15 protein-coding genes are annotated in these 16,617 nt (G+C 56.8%); 2 read left to right on the forward strand and 13 right to left on the reverse strand.

Annotation, left to right across the window (positions count from 1 at the left end; genetic code table 11):
* Nucleotides 1-14: 14 nt before the first annotated feature.
* Genes puhE through bchF form a run of 13 tightly spaced genes read right to left on the reverse strand, consistent with a single transcriptional unit; the run spans nt 15 to nt 13,938 of the window.
* On the reverse strand, nt 15-788 hold the full coding sequence (gene puhE, locus GRI35_RS12530; RefSeq protein ID WP_328598443.1) for a putative photosynthetic complex assembly protein PuhE: 774 nt from the start codon (nt 786-788) through the stop codon (nt 15-17).
* A gap of 2 nt (nt 789-790) precedes the next feature.
* On the reverse strand, nt 791-1,867 hold the full coding sequence (gene acsF / locus GRI35_RS12535) for a magnesium-protoporphyrin IX monomethyl ester (oxidative) cyclase (RefSeq protein WP_160614467.1): 1,077 nt from the start codon (nt 1,865-1,867) through the stop codon (nt 791-793).
* On the reverse strand, nt 1,867-2,163 hold the full coding sequence (locus GRI35_RS12540) for a hypothetical protein (RefSeq protein ID WP_328598444.1): 297 nt from the start codon (nt 2,161-2,163) through the stop codon (nt 1,867-1,869). Before GRI35_RS12540 ends, acsF begins: the two co-directional genes overlap by 1 nt.
* Nucleotides 2,160-2,636 (reverse strand): photosynthetic complex assembly protein PuhC, encoded by a 477-nt coding sequence (puhC, locus tag GRI35_RS12545; protein WP_160614468.1) that lies wholly within the window; start codon nt 2,634-2,636, stop codon nt 2,160-2,162. Before puhC ends, GRI35_RS12540 begins: the two co-directional genes overlap by 4 nt.
* On the reverse strand, nt 2,633-3,241 hold the full coding sequence (gene puhB / locus GRI35_RS12550; protein WP_160614469.1) for a photosynthetic complex putative assembly protein PuhB: 609 nt from the start codon (nt 3,239-3,241) through the stop codon (nt 2,633-2,635). Before puhB ends, puhC begins: the two co-directional genes overlap by 4 nt.
* Nucleotides 3,238-4,008 (reverse strand): photosynthetic reaction center subunit H, encoded by a 771-nt coding sequence (gene puhA, locus GRI35_RS12555; protein ID WP_160614470.1) that lies wholly within the window; start codon nt 4,006-4,008, stop codon nt 3,238-3,240. The genes puhB and puhA overlap by 4 nt, the downstream gene beginning before the upstream one ends.
* Before the next feature lie 32 nt (nt 4,009-4,040).
* Nucleotides 4,041-5,477 carry a BCD family MFS transporter gene (locus GRI35_RS12560; RefSeq protein ID WP_160614471.1) on the reverse strand — a complete coding sequence of 479 codons (1,437 nt, stop codon included), beginning with the start codon at nt 5,475-5,477 and terminating at the stop codon, nt 4,041-4,043.
* Nucleotides 5,474-6,169, reverse strand: coding sequence for a magnesium protoporphyrin IX methyltransferase (gene bchM / locus GRI35_RS12565; protein ID WP_202390667.1), 696 nt, complete (start codon nt 6,167-6,169; stop codon nt 5,474-5,476). Before bchM ends, GRI35_RS12560 begins: the two co-directional genes overlap by 4 nt.
* Complete coding sequence (bchL, locus tag GRI35_RS12570) at nt 6,169-7,059, reverse strand: ferredoxin:protochlorophyllide reductase (ATP-dependent) iron-sulfur ATP-binding protein (protein WP_160614472.1); 891 nt, start codon at nt 7,057-7,059, stop codon at nt 6,169-6,171. The genes bchM and bchL overlap by 1 nt, the downstream gene beginning before the upstream one ends.
* A gap of 13 nt (nt 7,060-7,072) precedes the next feature.
* Complete coding sequence (locus GRI35_RS12575; protein WP_160614473.1) at nt 7,073-10,657, reverse strand: magnesium chelatase subunit H; 3,585 nt, start codon at nt 10,655-10,657, stop codon at nt 7,073-7,075.
* Nucleotides 10,647-12,185 carry a ferredoxin:protochlorophyllide reductase (ATP-dependent) subunit B gene (bchB, locus tag GRI35_RS12580; protein ID WP_160614474.1) on the reverse strand — a complete coding sequence of 513 codons (1,539 nt, stop codon included), beginning with the start codon at nt 12,183-12,185 and terminating at the stop codon, nt 10,647-10,649. Before bchB ends, GRI35_RS12575 begins: the two co-directional genes overlap by 11 nt.
* Before the next feature lie 2 nt (nt 12,186-12,187).
* Nucleotides 12,188-13,471: a ferredoxin:protochlorophyllide reductase (ATP-dependent) subunit N gene (locus tag GRI35_RS12585; RefSeq protein ID WP_160614475.1), complete on the reverse strand. Its 1,284-nt coding sequence runs from the start codon at nt 13,469-13,471 to the stop codon at nt 12,188-12,190.
* Complete coding sequence (gene bchF / locus GRI35_RS12590) at nt 13,468-13,938, reverse strand: 2-vinyl bacteriochlorophyllide hydratase (RefSeq protein ID WP_290258995.1); 471 nt, start codon at nt 13,936-13,938, stop codon at nt 13,468-13,470. Before bchF ends, GRI35_RS12585 begins: the two co-directional genes overlap by 4 nt.
* Nucleotides 13,939-14,214: 276 nt before the next feature.
* Between bchF and GRI35_RS12595 the strand changes: the two genes are divergently transcribed.
* The gene (locus GRI35_RS12595; protein WP_160614476.1) at nt 14,215-15,177 is read left to right on the forward strand and encodes a cobalamin B12-binding domain-containing protein; all 963 of its coding nucleotides are present in this window, start codon (nt 14,215-14,217) and stop codon (nt 15,175-15,177) included.
* A gap of 14 nt (nt 15,178-15,191) precedes the next feature.
* Nucleotides 15,192-16,604, forward strand: a complete 1,413-nt coding sequence (gene ppsR, locus GRI35_RS12600) for a transcriptional regulator PpsR (RefSeq protein ID WP_160614477.1) — start codon at nt 15,192-15,194, stop codon at nt 16,602-16,604.
* Nucleotides 16,605-16,617 lie beyond the last annotated feature (13 nt).

The raw sequence follows: 16,617 nt of genomic DNA on the forward strand, positions 1-16,617 counted from the left end.
CAAAGCCCCTCAATTCAACCTTCTGTCCGATCCGCCCGTCCGTCAAGTGCCCATTGCCACAGGGCGGAATCGCGGAAAGGTATTGCAAGAAATATGTGTTCGAGCGCGGCCAGCAGGCACAGGCAGCACAACAGCGCATTCTGGATGGCCAGACCCGAGATTGTCGCCGCAGATGCAGCAAGCGCGAAGTAAATCGCAAGTCCGCCAATTGCCGCGATGCTGAGCAGCAGAATGGGTCTCAGACGCTTCGGGCCGAAGTAGCTTTTTAGATATGCCATATGCTTCGGCAGCAGTTCATCGCTCATATTCGGCACGCCCCAATAGATATTGAGCTTCGATGAGAGCCGGAAGATCAGCAGCAACGCGAAAGTATAGGCACCAGTTGCATTGCCGGTGAAGGCCGCAAGAGACAGTAGCAATCCTGCCGTCATTGCCAGCGCGATTTCATGATGGATCAGCGCCGTTGTCGCTGCGGAAAACCGCTCCCAGCCTTTGGCGCCTTGCGGACAAGGATCGCGGTGAGACCCGGCAACGGCCCCCGTAAGAAAGCTGATCTCATGCCAGCTCCAGATCAGCAAACCGCCAACGAAAGACGCATAGATCGCCCAATCAGCCATAACGTTACTGGTCAGCACAACCAATGACAGACCGCCAATCGCGCACACGCCGGAAATTGCCAGAGTGCGGGCCAATGACTGCCGCAACCTATGATTCAGCATAGCCACCAGGCCCGTGCTCACAAACCACAGCGTAACCACAACCGCAAAAGGCAAGCCAAGATCGGTCACTGCTACCATGCAGGGGCAAGCCGGACAGTTTGTGGAAGCTCGTTCTTTTTCGGCGTCATCAAATACATGCGCGCAAAGGCAAAGCCAGCCTTGGCCATGTATTTCGCTTTGCTCAACGACCCGGCCATACCCCCGCATGCCTTGGCATCTTCAATGCCGTTCGAGGCGAGGCGTAAATCTTCCATCGCTTTACGAAACTTCGGATTGTCCGTGTCCAGTTCAACCGGGAACACTTGCTTGCTGATCTCGGTGCAGATCGAGAAGACCTTGTAGCCATACTCGGCCGGATCGACGCCCAGCGCCTTATGGAACAAAGGTCGGTTGTGATCGCGCACATACATCGTCGCATAGACCGACAGCAGGAAGAAGCGGATCCACAGCTTGTTGTGACCTTTCAGCAGCTTCGGATCGGCGCGCAGCAACAGCGCAAATGCCTCGCCGTGACGGAACTCGTCATTGCACCACTCCTCGAACCAATCGAAGATCGGGTGGAACTTGTTCTCCGGGTTCTTGGCCAGTTCACGGAAAATCGTGATGTAGCGGGCATAACCGATTTTCTCCGACAGATAGACGGCGTAGAAAATAAATTTCGGACGGAAATAGGTGTATTTCTTGGTCTTGGTCAGAAAGCTCAAATCAACCCCAATCCCGGAGCCCTTCAGCGTTTCATTGATGAAACCAGCATGGCGGCTTTCATCACGGGCGAGCAGCTTGAACAGTTTTTTCATATCCGGATTTTTGGTCCGGCGGGCGATCTCGGCATAGAGAATACAACCGGAAAACTCGGAAGTGAGCGAACTGGCGAGGAAGTCGATAAACTCCTTGCGAAGTTCCGGCTCAAGCCCTTCAATCACACCGTCAAACTTATCCGTCTTTTTGAAGTGCTTTTTGTTGGGATCGCCTTCCATTTCGGCCATGAGCTCGTCCCATTCCCTGCGGACGAGCGACACGTCGAGTTTATCCATCGCCTCATAATCAGTCGTATAGAATCGCGGCGCGAGCACCGTATCCTGTTGCGCGATTTCCATCGTATTGGGCGCATCGGCCAGTTCAGGTGCGATTTTGGTATGGGCGTTCATCAGAGCCTCCCGGGATTGAAGCTGACTTCGTAAAGTTCGGCCATCTCGAAATGGCCAGCGAGTTTTGTCCACGCGCGGCGCAGCGGGCTCGCGCGTCGGACGGTAGCATTGCGGTCAAAGGTCACCTTTTCGCCAAAGGAAACCATCACAGGTTCACCGTGGACCTGCACGCTGTCGCCCGGGTAAATCGGAACGTTGCCGTCCAGCCTCACATGTGCGTGAAAGTGATCGGGGCTCTGCTCGATCTCTATCCGGCATCCGGTGTCGAATGATTCAGATGCGAAAAATGCAATCACGATTTGGCTCCTTCGAGCAATTCGGCAAAGGCGGCGCTGTGATCCGCGCCATAGCCGTGGATTTCAGCATGCTCGCCGGTCTGCGGATCATGCAGAGACAATGCTCCGTTTTCCCAGCGCGTAAGAGTGAATGGCGGCTCTGCGCCGATGCCCGCTGCTGCGCGGCGCTTGGCCAGACGGCGTAAGGTTGCGCGCGTGAAGCCTTCTTCACCATAGCCGATGACTTTGACTGTCTCGCCCGTAGCATGATCGGAAATGACCACTGCTCCGTCGTCGCGGTCGGCGAAGTGCAAGTCACGTTGCTCCGCAGGCGCAACATTGGAGGCAGCACGCGATGCTTCCGGATTGGCTTCCTGCGGCATCAGGCCCGACGTCACCGCGCCGGTCAGACCGAGTATGACCAGCAGGAGCGCGCCAGCGGCGATCAATGCCTCTTTCGGAACAGTCGGGTCATGATCGTGCGCGTGGCTCATGCTGGCAGCCCTTCTGTGCTTGGCACAGAGACAGCATCGTCAATTTGAGCGATTGGCTGCATCGCGCTCGTTGCATCGAACATCGACTTCGCAACCTTCCGTGCATCCGGAATAGCACGCAACATCGGCTGGGGACGCACAAAGCGGAGCGAGCGCGCGTGCGGCCATAACATGATGTATCCCATCCGCGGCATGCCTTTGAGAGTCATCACGATGCTGCCGGTATCGCCCGATAACATTTTCAGATTGGCTGTTTCGATCTCGCTAAGCGGGATATTGATGCACTTGTTGAGCGCTACCCCAATCCGCAGAACGATCCGCTTATTGGTCAGCGTGTAAACGGTGGTCCGGCCCACTCCATAGGAAAACAGCGCGAAGAACGCCGTCACCAGCAACGCAAAGGCTACCATCGCTGCGGCCGTAGTCGGATCGCCGCGAGTCAGCGCCACCCCGGCGATAATCGCGAAGTAGAACAACGAGAGCCGGATATGCAGCGCAGAGGCAGCCATCTGCTTCCAGTCGGGTGCTCCTTGCCAAATGATATGCTCATCCTCCGGTAGCGCCTCTGGCAGCCCCCGTATGGGTTCATGGTCATATTCGCTCATAGCAACGGCTCCTGCCGTTCACGATTGGCGTAGAGGTAACCGCCGCCGAAATAGGCCACGACGCGCTCTTCCTCGTAGAAAGTTATTTCATTCTTCTTCGCGGGTACGGGTGCAGCTGCGAAATCAGCTGCGTTTAGCGCATCGATAATGACGGTATTATTCTTACCCCTCACGACTGACATCGCCATCGGGGCAAGCACTTTGTTGGTACCGGTATCCACTTCCAGATAGCGGATCTGGTGCTCTGCACGGTCGATCCAGATATCTGTGACTGTGCCAGCCTCTTCACCGTCAGCGCCCAGTACGGTCATACCGCGCGGATCAGAGTCCTTTTTGTGGACTGTAATTGAGGGCGTGGTGCTGATTGGCACAATTCGGTTATGCCCTTCCGCGTCCAGATCGGGATGTTTCGCACGATCTGCCCACGCTGCAGGGCCAAGGCCGTCTTCCAGCGGATTGCCGGTCGGATAATATGGCGCGCCAGGCGAACGGAACGTACGTTCCCCAGCAACGTCAACCTTCTCGCGGCCTTTGGTCGGAGTAGTTACGGGATCACGCCCGAACGGCATGATGAAGGTTTTACCCGTTGCGCTATGCATCGGCCCGGCTTCGGTATCGAGGCGGCCGGTAACTTCATCTTCCAGTGGATACCCCTCGCGGCGATCTTCGCGGCGCAGGTAGAAAACGAGCACGATAAAGAACAGCGTGAAGGCGAGGAAAACCAACTCCGTCACGTCATACGTGCCTACTATCTTTACATCATCCATCTCACACTCTCCTACTCAACATCTACCAACGCTCAGGTCGGGAATTCCCTTAACCCCAGGCCGCTACGACCATCTTCCTTGTTAGTTTGGTTTAGGCTGACGATCCGACCAACTACGGGGCCGAGAACCAGTAAGGTCACCAGCAGCAGCACAATCTCCAAAGCATAGACCGTGCCGTATCCTGTTCCGCGATCAGCCAATGTACTGCCCATTGCGCTGCTCATAGCGACATGCGTCATCCCGTCGCGGATCAGCCCGCCCAAAGCGATCCCGAGACCAGCAGTGCTTGCCTGCACCGCGCCCCACGCGCCCAAAGCCATGCCTGCTGCGCCGTCCTTAACGAGCCCCATGGCGGCGATCATTGTACCGACCGAAAACAGACCCGTACCAAAACCAATCGCGCCTGCTCCCGCAAACAGCAGCGGCGCGGATGCCAGCGGACCGGCAAACAGGGTCATGAGAAATGCGGCAATCCCCACCACTACGCCGAAGCCAGCCAAGCGCAGCGGATCGGACCCACCGGGCAGACGGTTCGCGCAGACACCGAAGGCGATGAGCGCGCCCAACGACCACGCGCCGGTCAGGCTCGTTGTCGAACCGACTGAAAGGCCTAATATTTCTCCCCCATAGGGCTCCAGCAACGCATCCTGCATCGCGAAAGCCATCGCGCCAACGCCAATGGCCAGCAGCAGGCGCTTGGTATTTGGCTGGCTGGTGAATGATGCCCACATTTCTGAGAATTTCGGATCGGACGCCTTGGACATTGTCTTCGCAGCGTTGCGCGCTTCCTGCTTCCACAGCGCGACAATGTTCAAGATCATCGTCAGCGCAGCTGCGCCTTGGATAATCTGAATAAGGCCGGTCTTGGTGAAATCGAGCAGCAAATTGCCGATGGTGAATGCTGCCGCCATCATGCCAACCAGCAGCATGACGTAAAGCAAAGCTACCACGCTCGGCCGCTTATCCTCCGGCGCAAGATCCGTAGCTAAGGCCAGACCAGCCGTTTGCGTTACGTGCATACCTGCTCCGGTTAGCAGGAATGCGAGGCAAGCTGCCGCCAACCCTACCGCAAACGTATCTGGACGCGTCAGCAGAACCAGCGCGAATGGCATAATTGCAAGCCCTCCAAACTGGGCCAGTGTTCCGAACCAGATGTAGGGCACACGCCGCCACCCGAGCACCGATTTGTGGGTGTCGCTGCGATAGCCGATCAACGCGCGGAACGGCGCGATCAGCAGCGGGATCGCGATCATCAGTGCGACGATCCACGTCGGGGTTTCCAGCTCGACAATCATCACCCGATTGAGCGTGCCATTGAGCAAAACTGCAGCAATGCCCACGCTTACTTGGAACAGTGCAAGCCGCAGAATACGCGACAGAGGCAGCTTTTCGCTGGCCGCATCCGCGAAAGGCAAAAAGCGTGTTCCAACACCTTGCCAAAACGTCGCGGATGATGGCCGTTCACTCACTTGCGGCTGACCCCCATTGCTTGCGATTTGTAGAACCCGCTCGATACGCGCTCTGTGAAATCAATATTCCAGCCCGGCAATTTCATCCCGATCGCATGAGCGAGCTTTGACTCGCTGATCGGCTTGATCGCGGGTGAACGATCGCTTCGCGGGAACAGTTTGCCTGCAAGGTGCATAGCTCTGAGCAGCGCGGTACCGGGCGCGAAAGTGAAGGCGATATGGTTCGCCCGCCCTGCCCACGCATGCAGAACCGCGACGACGTCGTCCTGATCATAATGGATCAGCGAATCCATCGCGATCACATGGTCGAAAATGCCAAGCGCGCGATCGCGCATGTCGCCTACGCGCCAGTCAATTGCGATCCCTTCAGGCGCGCGTTTCGCAGCAACATCAATCAGGCCCTGCGATACGTCGATCGCGACCACATCCGCGCCGCGTTCAGCCGCGGCAAGCGCAAGCGCTCCCGTACCGCAACCGGCATCGAGCAGGCGCATCCCATGCATGTCAGCTGGCAGGGTCGACAGCAGCACATTGCGCATTTCATCACGGCCTGCCCGCACCGTTGCACGGATGCCGCTTACCGGAACGTCCGACGTCAAATCTTCCCATGCCTTACGCGCGGTTTGGTCGAAATAGGTTTCGAGCCTGCCGCGGCTTTCAGCATAAGAGGAATTGGGAATGCTCTGATCCATCATTCGAAACCCAGAAAGTCGAAGATGTCGCGGTCCTTCATCGGAGTCGCAGTTGGTGGATCGCAGTCTTCCAACAGCTTCTTCGCGAGATTGATATATTCTTGTCGCGCAGCCTCGATCTCCGGTGAGTCTTCCATTTCGAACAGCGTACATTTTTTCAGCCGCGAACGGCGAATGGCATCGAGATCTTTGAAATGGGCCAGCCGCTTCATGCCGATGGCATCGGCGAAACGGTCAATCTCGTCAGTGGCGGCGGAGCGGTTCGCAACCACGCCAGCCAGCTTCACGTTGTAGTTCTTGGCCTTCGCATTGATGGCCGCAACGATCCGGTTCATCGCAAAGATGCTATCGAAATCATTTGCGGCGACCACAATCGCATTATCGGCATGCTGAAGTGGAGCCGCAAAGCCGCCGCACACGACATCACCCAGCACGTCAAAAATCACCACATCGGTGTCTTCAAGCAAATGGTGCTGTTTGAGCAGTTTAACCGTCTGGCCGACAACATAGCCGCCACAGCCGGTGCCTGCGGGTGGCCCGCCAGCCTCAACGCACATCACGCCATTATAGCCTTCGAACATGAAATCTTCGGTGCGGAGCTCCTCACTATGGAAGTCGACTTCCTCAAGCACGTCGATCACCGTCGGCATCATCTTTTTGGTCAGCGTGAAGGTGCTGTCATGTTTCGGGTCGCAGCCGATCTGGAGCACGCGGTGACCGAGCTTCGAGAATGCTGCGGACAGGTTGGACGAAGTGGTCGATTTGCCGATCCCGCCTTTGCCATAGACCGCAAAGACCTTCGCGCCTTTAATCTCGTCCTGCGGATCGAGCGCGACCTGGACGCTGCCTTCACCGTCTGGTGGTGCGTCAGTGCCATCGAGTAGAGTCATGTGCTGGTACTCCTCATTCCGCTGGAACCAGGCCTTCCAGCCGGTCCTCAAGATCGTTGCTTGCTGCCTTCAAGGCAGCGAGTGTTTCGGCATCGGGGGTCCACAAATCACGCTCGGTTGCTTCGAGCAGACGCTCGGCAACGCGGGCTGATGATTTGGGGTTCAAATTGGCCAAACGCGCGCGCATTTCATCGTCAAGCACGAAGGTTTCGCTGATTTTCTGATAGACCCATGGGGATACGGTGCCAGTGGTGGCCGACCAGCCCATTGTGTTGGTCACATGGCCTTCAATATGGCGCACGCCTTCAAAGCCGTGCTTGAGCATGCCTTCATACCATTTCGGATTAAGCATTCTGGTCCGGGTTTCGAGATCGATCTGCTCGCCCAGCGTGCGGACTTTTGTATCGCCCTGGGTCGCATCCACGACATAGACGGGCGCCGCTTTACCGCGTGCTTTCTCGACGGCTTTGCTCATCCCGCCAAGGCCATCGACGTAATGGTCAATGTCAGTCACGCCTAGCTCAACCGACTCAAGGTTCTGATATGTCAGATCAACTTGCGCCAGTTCGCTTTCGAGCAATTCACGGTGCTGCGTTGGCTTACCGCTGCGACCATAGGCATAACCTTTATGCGTCTCGAACATATCGGCGATTTCTTCGGGATCTTCCCATGTCCCACCGTCGATCATCATGTTGACATTGGCGCCATAGGCGCCCTGCGCATTCGAAAAGACCCGCAGGCTGGCGGTTTCAAGATCGCAACCATGCTTGGCCTGATGCGCTAGGCTGTGTTTGCGCACGAAGTTCTGTTCGACAGACTCGTCGGCCATCGTCGCGAGCCATGTCGCCTCGGCAATCATTCGTGTCTGCAGCGGCAGAAGGTCACGGAAAATGCCCGAGAGTGTCACCACCACATCGATCCGGGGGCGGCCAAGCTCTCCCAGCTCGATCAGTTCGGCGCCGGCCAGGCGGCCATAATCGTCAAAACGGGGACGCGCGCCCAGCAGTGCCATGGCCTGTGCGATCTGTGCACCTTCGCTCTTGAGATTGTCAGTGCCCCACAGCACCATCGCAATACTCTCGGGAAGCGGATCACCGCTTTCAAGATGCCGCGCGAGCAGTTGCTCCGCTTGCGCCGCACCTTGTTTGCAAGCAAAGCGGCTCGGGATACGGAAAGGGTCAAAGCCATGTAGGTTGCGGCCGGTTGGCAGCACTTCCGCGTTGTGCAGTATATCGCCGCCCGGTGCGGGCGGGACATAAGAGCCGTCCAATGCGCGCATCAACGAGCCAAGCTCGTCATTGGCGTCGATGGTCGCTTCGATATCTGCCCGCTCCAACGCAGGCGTAGCTGCAATCATCGCATCGACAAGGCTATTGCGCTCATCGTTGGACATTGCGCCGCCGAAGACATGCAAGCCATGCGGAATCAGCTCGCGTTCGATTTCGTAGACACGCCCTGCGAGTGTTTCCAGATCACCCGCTTCAATATCCAGTTCCGCGCAATTGTCGCGGATCATAACTTCGAGTTCGGCCCGCTCTGTCGCGTCGTCGCTCGTGCGGTGGCGTTCCACTAGCGCTTTTAATTCACCGAAGCCCTTGGTCAGGCCTGCTTCTGCCAATGGCGGCGTCAGATAACTGATCAATGTCGCCCCAGAACGGCGCTTGGCAATGATACCTTCGGAAGGATTGTTTGAAGCATAGAGATAGAAGTTGGGTAGATCGCCAATGAGACGCTCTGGCCAGCAATCGCCGCTCATACCCGCTTGCTTCCCGGGCATAAATTCGAGCGCACCGTGCGTGCCGAAATGGAGGCATGCATCCGCGCCGAAATCCTGCCGGATGTAGCGGTAAAAGGCCGAAAATGCGTGTGTCGGGGTAAAGCCGCCTTCGAACAGCAATCGCATTGGATCGCCTTCATATCCAAACGCAGGCTGGACACCGACAAACACATGGCCGAACTGCGCGCCGTAGACGTGAATGCTCTGACCGTCGCTCTGCTGACGGCCCGGAGCAGGCCCCCACTGCGCTTCGATCTCTTTAAGGTAGGGTTCGGCGCGAACATGATCGTCGGCGCTGATCCGCGCCGCGACATTTGCGTCGGCGCCATACTGCTCGGCATTGCCCTTGAGGATTATGTTGCGCAGATCATCGACGCTAGCTGGCGCATCGACATCATAGCCTTCGCGTTTCAGGCGTAGCAGCGTGGCATGGAGCGATTCGAACACCGCCAGATGGGCTGCGGTGCCGGTCGCACCTGCATTGGGCGGAAAGTTGAACAACACAATCGCAAGCTTACGCTGGGCTTTCTCGGCCTTGCGCAGCGCCACCAATTCGGCCACTTTACCTGCGAGAGCTTCAGCCCGATCGGGACAACACTGCATCGCACGAACGCTGCCAGATGCATCAAAGTGGCAATTTCTGCTGCAACCCGTGCAGCCCTCGGGCGCTCCATCGGCACGTCCACCGAACACGCTCGGTATAATCGCACCGTCAAGTTCTGGGATAGCCAGCATCATGGTGGTTTCCAGCGGGAGCAGACCCTGCCGGCCCGCGCCCCATTGCTCCAGCGACTGAAACTCAATCGGATGTGCCGCGACATAAGGCACATCCAACTCCGTCAGCATTTCAACCGCTGCGTCGACATCGTTGTAAGCTGGCCCACCGACCAGCGAGAACCCGGTCAAATTGATCACGCTATCAACGATGCTCTCTCCATCTTTTACGAAGAATTTCTCAATGGCCGGACGCGCATCCAGCCCGCTGGCGAACGCTGGAATAACTTTCAGTCCCTTCGCCTCTAGCGCAGCAATGATGCCATCATAATGGCCGGTATCGCGGCCCAGCAGATAAGACCGAAGCATCAAAACGCCGACGGTGCCAACCACTTTGCGTTTCTTGGGAAGCTGTGATGCCTCGTCGGCCATCAGGCCTTTCATCGCAGGATGATAGACCCCGACTTCAGGATATTCGCGGGGCGACGCTGCGGTCATTGTGCCCCGCAGCGCAGCGCGATCTCCGGAAGCATACCGGTCGATCAAACCCCGCACCATATCGACGACGTTGTCGTCCGATCCGGCGAGCCAATATTGCATCGTCAGGAAGTACTGCCGCACATCCTGCGCTGCGCCTGGAACAAACTTCAGGATCTTGGGCAAACGGCGCAGCATCCGCATCTGACCGGCACCAGAACTTCCGCCCGGCTTCTTCGATCCGCGAAGCTTCTTCAGCAGTGCAAGCGGCCCTTTGGCGGGCTTGTCCATGTCATAATTGCCGAGCTTGGTGAGCTTCACGATATCGCTCTGCGACATCAGTCCCACAATCGCATCACAATCGTCACGACGAGCGAGCAGAGCAGGCCGGATCGCGCGAACGTGGTCCTCGAGGAACAGCATCGTTGCGATGATGATGTCTGCCTGCTCGATATCTTCGATGGCGCGTTCGAGGACGGTGGGGTCGCGGTCCCAATCTGATGCCGCGTACAGAGCGAGGCTGACGCCATCACTGCCAAGTTGCACATTCGCCCGCTCGACCGCGCCGGCCAAATGGTTGTCCAGCGTGATGATTACCGCGCGAACAGAAGGAGGCCGACTACCGTGCATAATGAGCCTTCGCTTCGTAGAGCGTTTCGAGTTCGATAGTCGCGATGCCCTGCTCTGCGGCAAAAGCTTCGGTGTTCTTGCGCGCCTTGCCGCGGACGAAAAACGGTATTTTCTTTAGCTCGCGCTGCGCGTCCTCGCTCCACGCAGCTTCGGTGTCGTTGGCCGGCTCGGTGATTGGCTCGGGTGCTGGCGCAGAATGGCCGGAGCCGAGGTGCGATGGTACCGCGCCGTCGTTAAACTCAAAATCGTCACGGAACATCGTGAGCAAGTGCTCTTCCAGCCCCATTACAAGTGGGTGGACCCACTCGTCGAACAGCACGTTCGCGCCTTCAAAGCCCATATGCGGCGAGTACCGCGCGGGGAAATCCTGCACATGGACCGGCGATGAAATGACCGAACAACCAATGCCAAAGCGTTTGGCGATATGGCGTTCCATCTGCGTGCCAAGAACCAGTTCGGGCTGTGCTTCCTCGATAGCTTTCTCGACCGCAAGATGGTCGTCAGTGATGAGCGGTTCAACGCCATATTTCTTGGCAGCCGCTCGGACATCGCGGGCGTATTCGCGGTTGTAGCAGCCCAGCCCGACGACTTCGAAACCCATTTCTTCATGCGCGACGCGGGCCGCCGCGACGGCATGGGTGCCATCGCCAAAGATAAAGACGCGTTTACCGGTGAGATAATTGGAATCCACCGAGCGGCTCCACCAGGCTAGGCGCGAAAGGCCTTCTTGGAGCATCGGTTCGGGATCGACACCGGCAACTTCAGCAACTTCTCGGACAAAGTCCTGCGTCGCGCCGACACCGATGGGCACGGTGCGGATCGCCTGCTGACCGAATTCGCGCTTGAGATAATCCGCTGCGAGATCGCCCGTTTCCGGATACATCACGATGTTGAAATCCGCTTCGCCCAGTTTTGCGATATCTGATGCGCCTGCACCGAGCGGCGCGACGACATTCACGCCAACGCCCAGTTTGGCGAGCAAGCTCGTCACTTCGACAATGTCGTCGCGGTGACGGAAGCCCAATGCGGTCGGACCGAGAAGGTTCGCCAGCGGGCGACGCCCCTCCAGATCGCTTGCCGTGCGGCTCTTGTCGGACAGAGTGCGAACAATCTGATAGAATGTCTCGGCCGCGCCCCAATGTTCTTTGCGCTGATAGCTGGGGAGTTCGAGTGGAATCACCGGAATGGGCAAGCCCATCTTTTCGACGAGCCCAGCCGGATCATCTTGGATGAGTTCGGCAGTACATGATGCACCGACCAGCATAGCGTCGGGCTTAAAGCGCTCGATCAATTCCTGCGCGGCGTCCTGGAATAGCTGAGACGTATCCTTACCCAGATCGCGCGCCTGGAAAGTGGTGTACGTAACTGGCGGGCGCTGGTCACGCCGCTCAATCATCGTGAACAACAAATCGGCGTAAGTGTCACCCTGCGGCGAATGCAGAAGATAATGGATGCCCTTCATTCCCGTTGCGACGCGCATTGCGCCCACATGCGGCGGGCCTTCATATGTCCAGACGGATAGCTGCATTTCTAAACCTCCAACACATCGCGGCGGCGGAGAGGACGGGCGAATAGTTCTGCCAGATCGCCGGCTTGGTCGAAGCCGTGGATTGGCGAGAAGACGAGCTCGATGGCCCATTTTGTCGAAAGACCTTCAGCTTCGAGCGGGTTGGCGAGGCCAAGGCCGCAGACTGTTAGATCGGGTTTGATTTCGCGTACGCGGTCGAGTTGCTTGTCGACATCCTGTCCTTCGCTCAGTTGGACACCTTCCGGCAAAGCAGCGAGTTCCTGAGCCAGATTTCCGCGATGGAGATACGGCGTTCCGACTTCGGTCGGGATCATGCCAAGCTCATTCGCAAGGAAGCGCGCGAGCGGCACTTCCAGCTGCGAGTCCGGCATGAAGAAGATCGTCTTACCGGCCAGCCGCTCGCGCTGATGCGCCAAAGCTATCCCGGCACGCTCTTGATAAGGGGCGATAACTTCATCGACATGTGCTGCAGCAATGCCAAATTCTGCAGCCGCAGCGTGGAGCCAATTGCTGGTACCCTCAACGCCAAACGGGAACAGCGCATCAATCCGCTTCGCGCCAAATTTGGTCAGCAAATTCGCGGTGTCATTCAAGAATGGCTGTGCCAGCAAGAAACGCGTATTTGGGCCAATACCGGGCAAGTCAGCCACAGCTCTTTCGGGCAGACTGGCGACATTCCCAATACCGATTTTGGCGAACAACCGCTTAAACTGGTCTTCGACGATATCGGGAAGCGAACCGACGACGATCAAATTGGCCGGCGCATCGTCGGCCAGTACCGGCATTTCGGGCACGAGCGACTCAAGGCATGCATCCTCACCTTCGGTGAAGGTAGTTTCGATGCCGCTTCCGGAATAGTTGAGCACGCGAACCTGCGGCGCATGCTTTGCCCCCAAACGCTGCGCTGCTTTCGACAAGTCCAGCTTGATGACCTCTGAAGGGCAACTGCCGACAAGGAACAGCGATTTGATCTCGGGCCGGCGCTCGAGCAGCTGGTCGACAATCCGGTCCAATTCTTCATTCGCATCGGCGAGGCCTGCCAGATCACGTTCTTCCATAATTGCGGTCGCGAAGCGTGGCTCGGCAAAGATCATCACGCCCGCCGCTGACTGGATCAGATGCGCACAGGTGCGTGAACCGACCACTAGGAAGAAAGCATCCTGCATTTTGCGATGGAGCCAGATGATACCGGTTAGTCCGCAGAACACTTCACGTTGGCCGCGCTCCTTTAAGACTGGGGCGCAATCTCTGCCTGCCGGCGCTTTCAAAGCGATCGGTGCGTTCATGCCGCCACCGCCATTTCAGCATCGCCCTGCAGCCGCGCTATCCGCAGCTTCCACAGGAATTGCCCAGCATTGATTACGTAGGCCGCATATGCCGCGAGCGCGACATACATCTGCTGGTGCGTGGTACCCCATCCGTTGAACAGCATCAGCAAATAGGCGGTATGCAGAGCCAATACCGCCATGCTGAACACATCTTCCCAGAAGAATGGTTCGGCAAATAACCACTCGTCGAACACAACCTTCTCCCAGATCGAGCCGGTGACCATGATCGCGTAGAGCGCCACAGTTTTGAGCAGGATCGAGATTTCCGCAGCGGATTCGCCCTCGCCACTGGTTAAGAATTTCACCACAAGAAAAAGGCTAACGCCGAAAATGATGAATTGTACCGGTGCGAGAATGCCTTGAATCAGCGTCCAGACCGACTCGTCGCGGCGCTTTCTTTGATCCGATGTATAAAGTGACCGCACAGCACCCGAAGCCGCCTGAGCCGCGGGTTTGTCGGTTTTTAGCGCCGACTCGTTTGATCCTTGTGAGGACAGCTTATCTTCTCCCACCTTATATACGGGGAGGCTAGGACCTGTCAGAGCAAAGTGTCAAGTTTTTTGGACATCAAAAAAAGTTGACACTCGTAAATTGCAAAAGCGATTGATTTCGCATAGCTTGCGAGTCGCGCGAGGCAGAATACTGCCCGCATGGCCGACGTTATGCCACGCCGACCAGACTTCTTAAGGGAGAGTCTGAATATGGCTTCAGATTTCGGATTATCAGTACTTCGGTCGAGGTTCGATGAGTGGCGTCAGGGCCGCAAGGACGATGACACTCAACTGGATGGGCTGATCTCAGAAGATAAAGCGCGTGATAAAAGGCTCCCATGCTCAATCATTGATGATCCGCGCGGTTCCGCTAATTTGTCCCTGTTGCTTGAAAATGTCGTAATCCCGAAACTGATAGCAGATCGCGGCAATCCAAATATTCGCCTGAGCAAACAAGGCTTAGCCGAAACTGTTGGCAGCAATCGCAAACGCCCGATTAATCGGCACGATGTCGTCACATTTACTGGGCTAACTCTCACAGGCGATGCAAGCGCGCTGCTCGATTTCATCGACAATTGCCTCGCAACGGGTAGTTCGGTCGAGTCAATTTATGTCGATTTGCTGGCCCCCTCTGCACGGAGACTGGGCGAGTTCTGGGAAGATGACTCGGAAGATTTCGTGGACGTCACAATGGGACTTTGGCGGATACAGGAGGTCTTACGGGAATTGGCTTTGCGTGTCCCCCCGCCTGCAGTGGCGGGCCAAGGATCGCGCTCTGCGTTGTTCTCTACAATGCCAGGCGAACAGCACAGTCTGGGCACTCTTATGGTCGCCGAATGTTTCTTGCGCGCTGGCTGGGACGCTGACGTCTTGATCGAACCGTCGCAGTCCGAACTGACTGCCAAGTTTGCCAACAGGCATTACGATCTGGTTGGATTGACGCTCAGTAACGACTACCCTAGTGGACAGCTCGCCGGCCTGATCTCGACGATCAGGGGTGTATCAAGAAACTCGGGAATTTACGTTATGATCGGCGGCCGTCTCGTCAACGAGAATCCGGATTTGGCCGGGCTATGTGGTGCAGATGCGACCGCCGTTGACGCGCCATCTGCAATTGAAGTTGCCAACGCGCTCGTCCCACTGCTGACTTCCCGTCCACAGCAACTGACATAAGGTCTGCAGCAACGATGGACCAGCCCACATCCGAGAACCCACGGATACCCTTTAATGATGCCGAAGCGATGTTCGCAGGCTTCAGCAAAGATGATTTTATCGAGCTCGCCTATTGCGCTGGCGATTTTATGCTTGCGATTGATGAAAGCAGTATCGTCCGCGATGTTGCGATTAACACCAAAGAGTATGCGCTTGCGAATGAATGGATTGGCAAGAAATTTGTCGATATCGTAACCGTCGAAAGTAAGCCGAAAATCGAACGGATGCTCGACACACGCCAAGGTATCGACGCCACTTGGCGGCAGGTCAATCACCGCCATGATGGTGACGATATTCCAATCAAATATCGCGCGATTAGACCAGCTGATGGGCCTTGGACCATCGCTGTCGGGCGTGACATGCGCGTTGTGTCGGCGCTGCAGCAGCGCTTGTTGAAAACGCAGCAATCGATGGAGCGCGACTATCTGAATTTGCGTCAGACCGAAACGCGCTATCGGCTGTTGTTCGACAACATTTCATATCCTGTGGTTATCGTTGACGCTGATAACCTGCAAATCCAGCAGGCCAATCGCGCGCTGCATGCATTAATCAGTGCATCGCCGGGAAGCTTGGACGGGAAAGCCCTGACCAGCCTTGTCGATGACGGTTCGAGAGATTCTCTGGTTGCGCACATAGGAGCCGCATCCGTCAGCAATACAACCGAAGCAGTTGATGTTGTGCTTTCCGGACAGGCAGAACCAGTGCGGTTATCGATGTCGGCGTTCCGTCAGGCTGGGAAGCCATATTGGCTGATCAATATCGACGATGGCGAGCACAACGTGCCCAGCAATCAATCGGACCGTTACATTCTTGATGCAGTCGAGAAAATGCCGGACGCGTTTGTGCTGGCCAATGCCAATCAAGAAATCATCGTTGCCAACCGCGCGTTTGCTGAGCTGGTACAAGTGGGCTCTGTGGAGCAATTGGTCGGAGTTTCACTGAACCAATTTATCGGACGCCCTGATGTCGATCTGAACCTTTTGCGTAAACAGCTCAAAGACCACGAGAATGTTCGGAATTTCAGCTCTGTGGTCAACGATCTGAACGGAAGCGAAGAACCGGTCGAGATATCGGCAATCATGATCGAGCGTGACCAGCCTCTATTTGGCTATTCAGTTCGCACTATAGGCCGGCGTGAACGCGACCTTCCAACCCCGGGCGAAGAACTCCGCTCTGTCGATCAGCTGACCGAGTTGGTCGGGCGCAAACCGCTCAAGGAAATCGTTCGCGAGAGCAGCGATCTGATCGAACGGATGTGTATTGAAGCGGCGCTGATCCACACGTCTGACAACCGCGCTTCAGCAGCGGAGATTTTGGGCCTGAGCCGCCAGAGCCTGTACTCGAAATTACACCGGCACGGACTGGGTAATTTGCGGGATAAAAACTAGCGGAAGCCGTATA

This window comes from Pontixanthobacter aestiaquae, from assembly GCF_009827455.1.
Lineage (GTDB): Bacteria > Pseudomonadota > Alphaproteobacteria > Sphingomonadales > Sphingomonadaceae > Pontixanthobacter > Pontixanthobacter aestiaquae.

Bases quoted from the DNA above. Each gene is read 5' to 3' on its own strand.
- acsF (WP_160614467.1), bottom strand. From the start codon at position 1,867: ATGAACGCCCATACCAAAATCGCACCTGAACTGGCCGATGCGCCCAAT.
- puhC (WP_160614468.1), bottom strand. From the start codon at position 2,636: ATGAGCCACGCGCACGATCATGACCCGACTGTTCCGAAAGAGGCATTG.
- puhB (WP_160614469.1), bottom strand. From the start codon at position 3,241: ATGAGCGAATATGACCATGAACCCATACGGGGGCTGCCAGAGGCGCTA.
- puhA (WP_160614470.1), bottom strand. From the start codon at position 4,008: ATGGATGATGTAAAGATAGTAGGCACGTATGACGTGACGGAGTTGGTT.
- bchM (WP_202390667.1), bottom strand. From the start codon at position 6,169: ATGGATCAGAGCATTCCCAATTCCTCTTATGCTGAAAGCCGCGGCAGG.
- bchL (WP_160614472.1), bottom strand. From the start codon at position 7,059: ATGACTCTACTCGATGGCACTGACGCACCACCAGACGGTGAAGGCAGC.
- GRI35_RS12575 (WP_160614473.1), bottom strand. From the start codon at position 10,657: ATGCACGGTAGTCGGCCTCCTTCTGTTCGCGCGGTAATCATCACGCTG.
- bchB (WP_160614474.1), bottom strand. From the start codon at position 12,185: ATGCAGCTATCCGTCTGGACATATGAAGGCCCGCCGCATGTGGGCGCA.
- GRI35_RS12585 (WP_160614475.1), bottom strand. From the start codon at position 13,471: ATGAACGCACCGATCGCTTTGAAAGCGCCGGCAGGCAGAGATTGCGCC.
- GRI35_RS12595 (WP_160614476.1), top strand. From the start codon at position 14,215: ATGGCTTCAGATTTCGGATTATCAGTACTTCGGTCGAGGTTCGATGAG.
- ppsR (WP_160614477.1), top strand. From the start codon at position 15,192: ATGGACCAGCCCACATCCGAGAACCCACGGATACCCTTTAATGATGCC.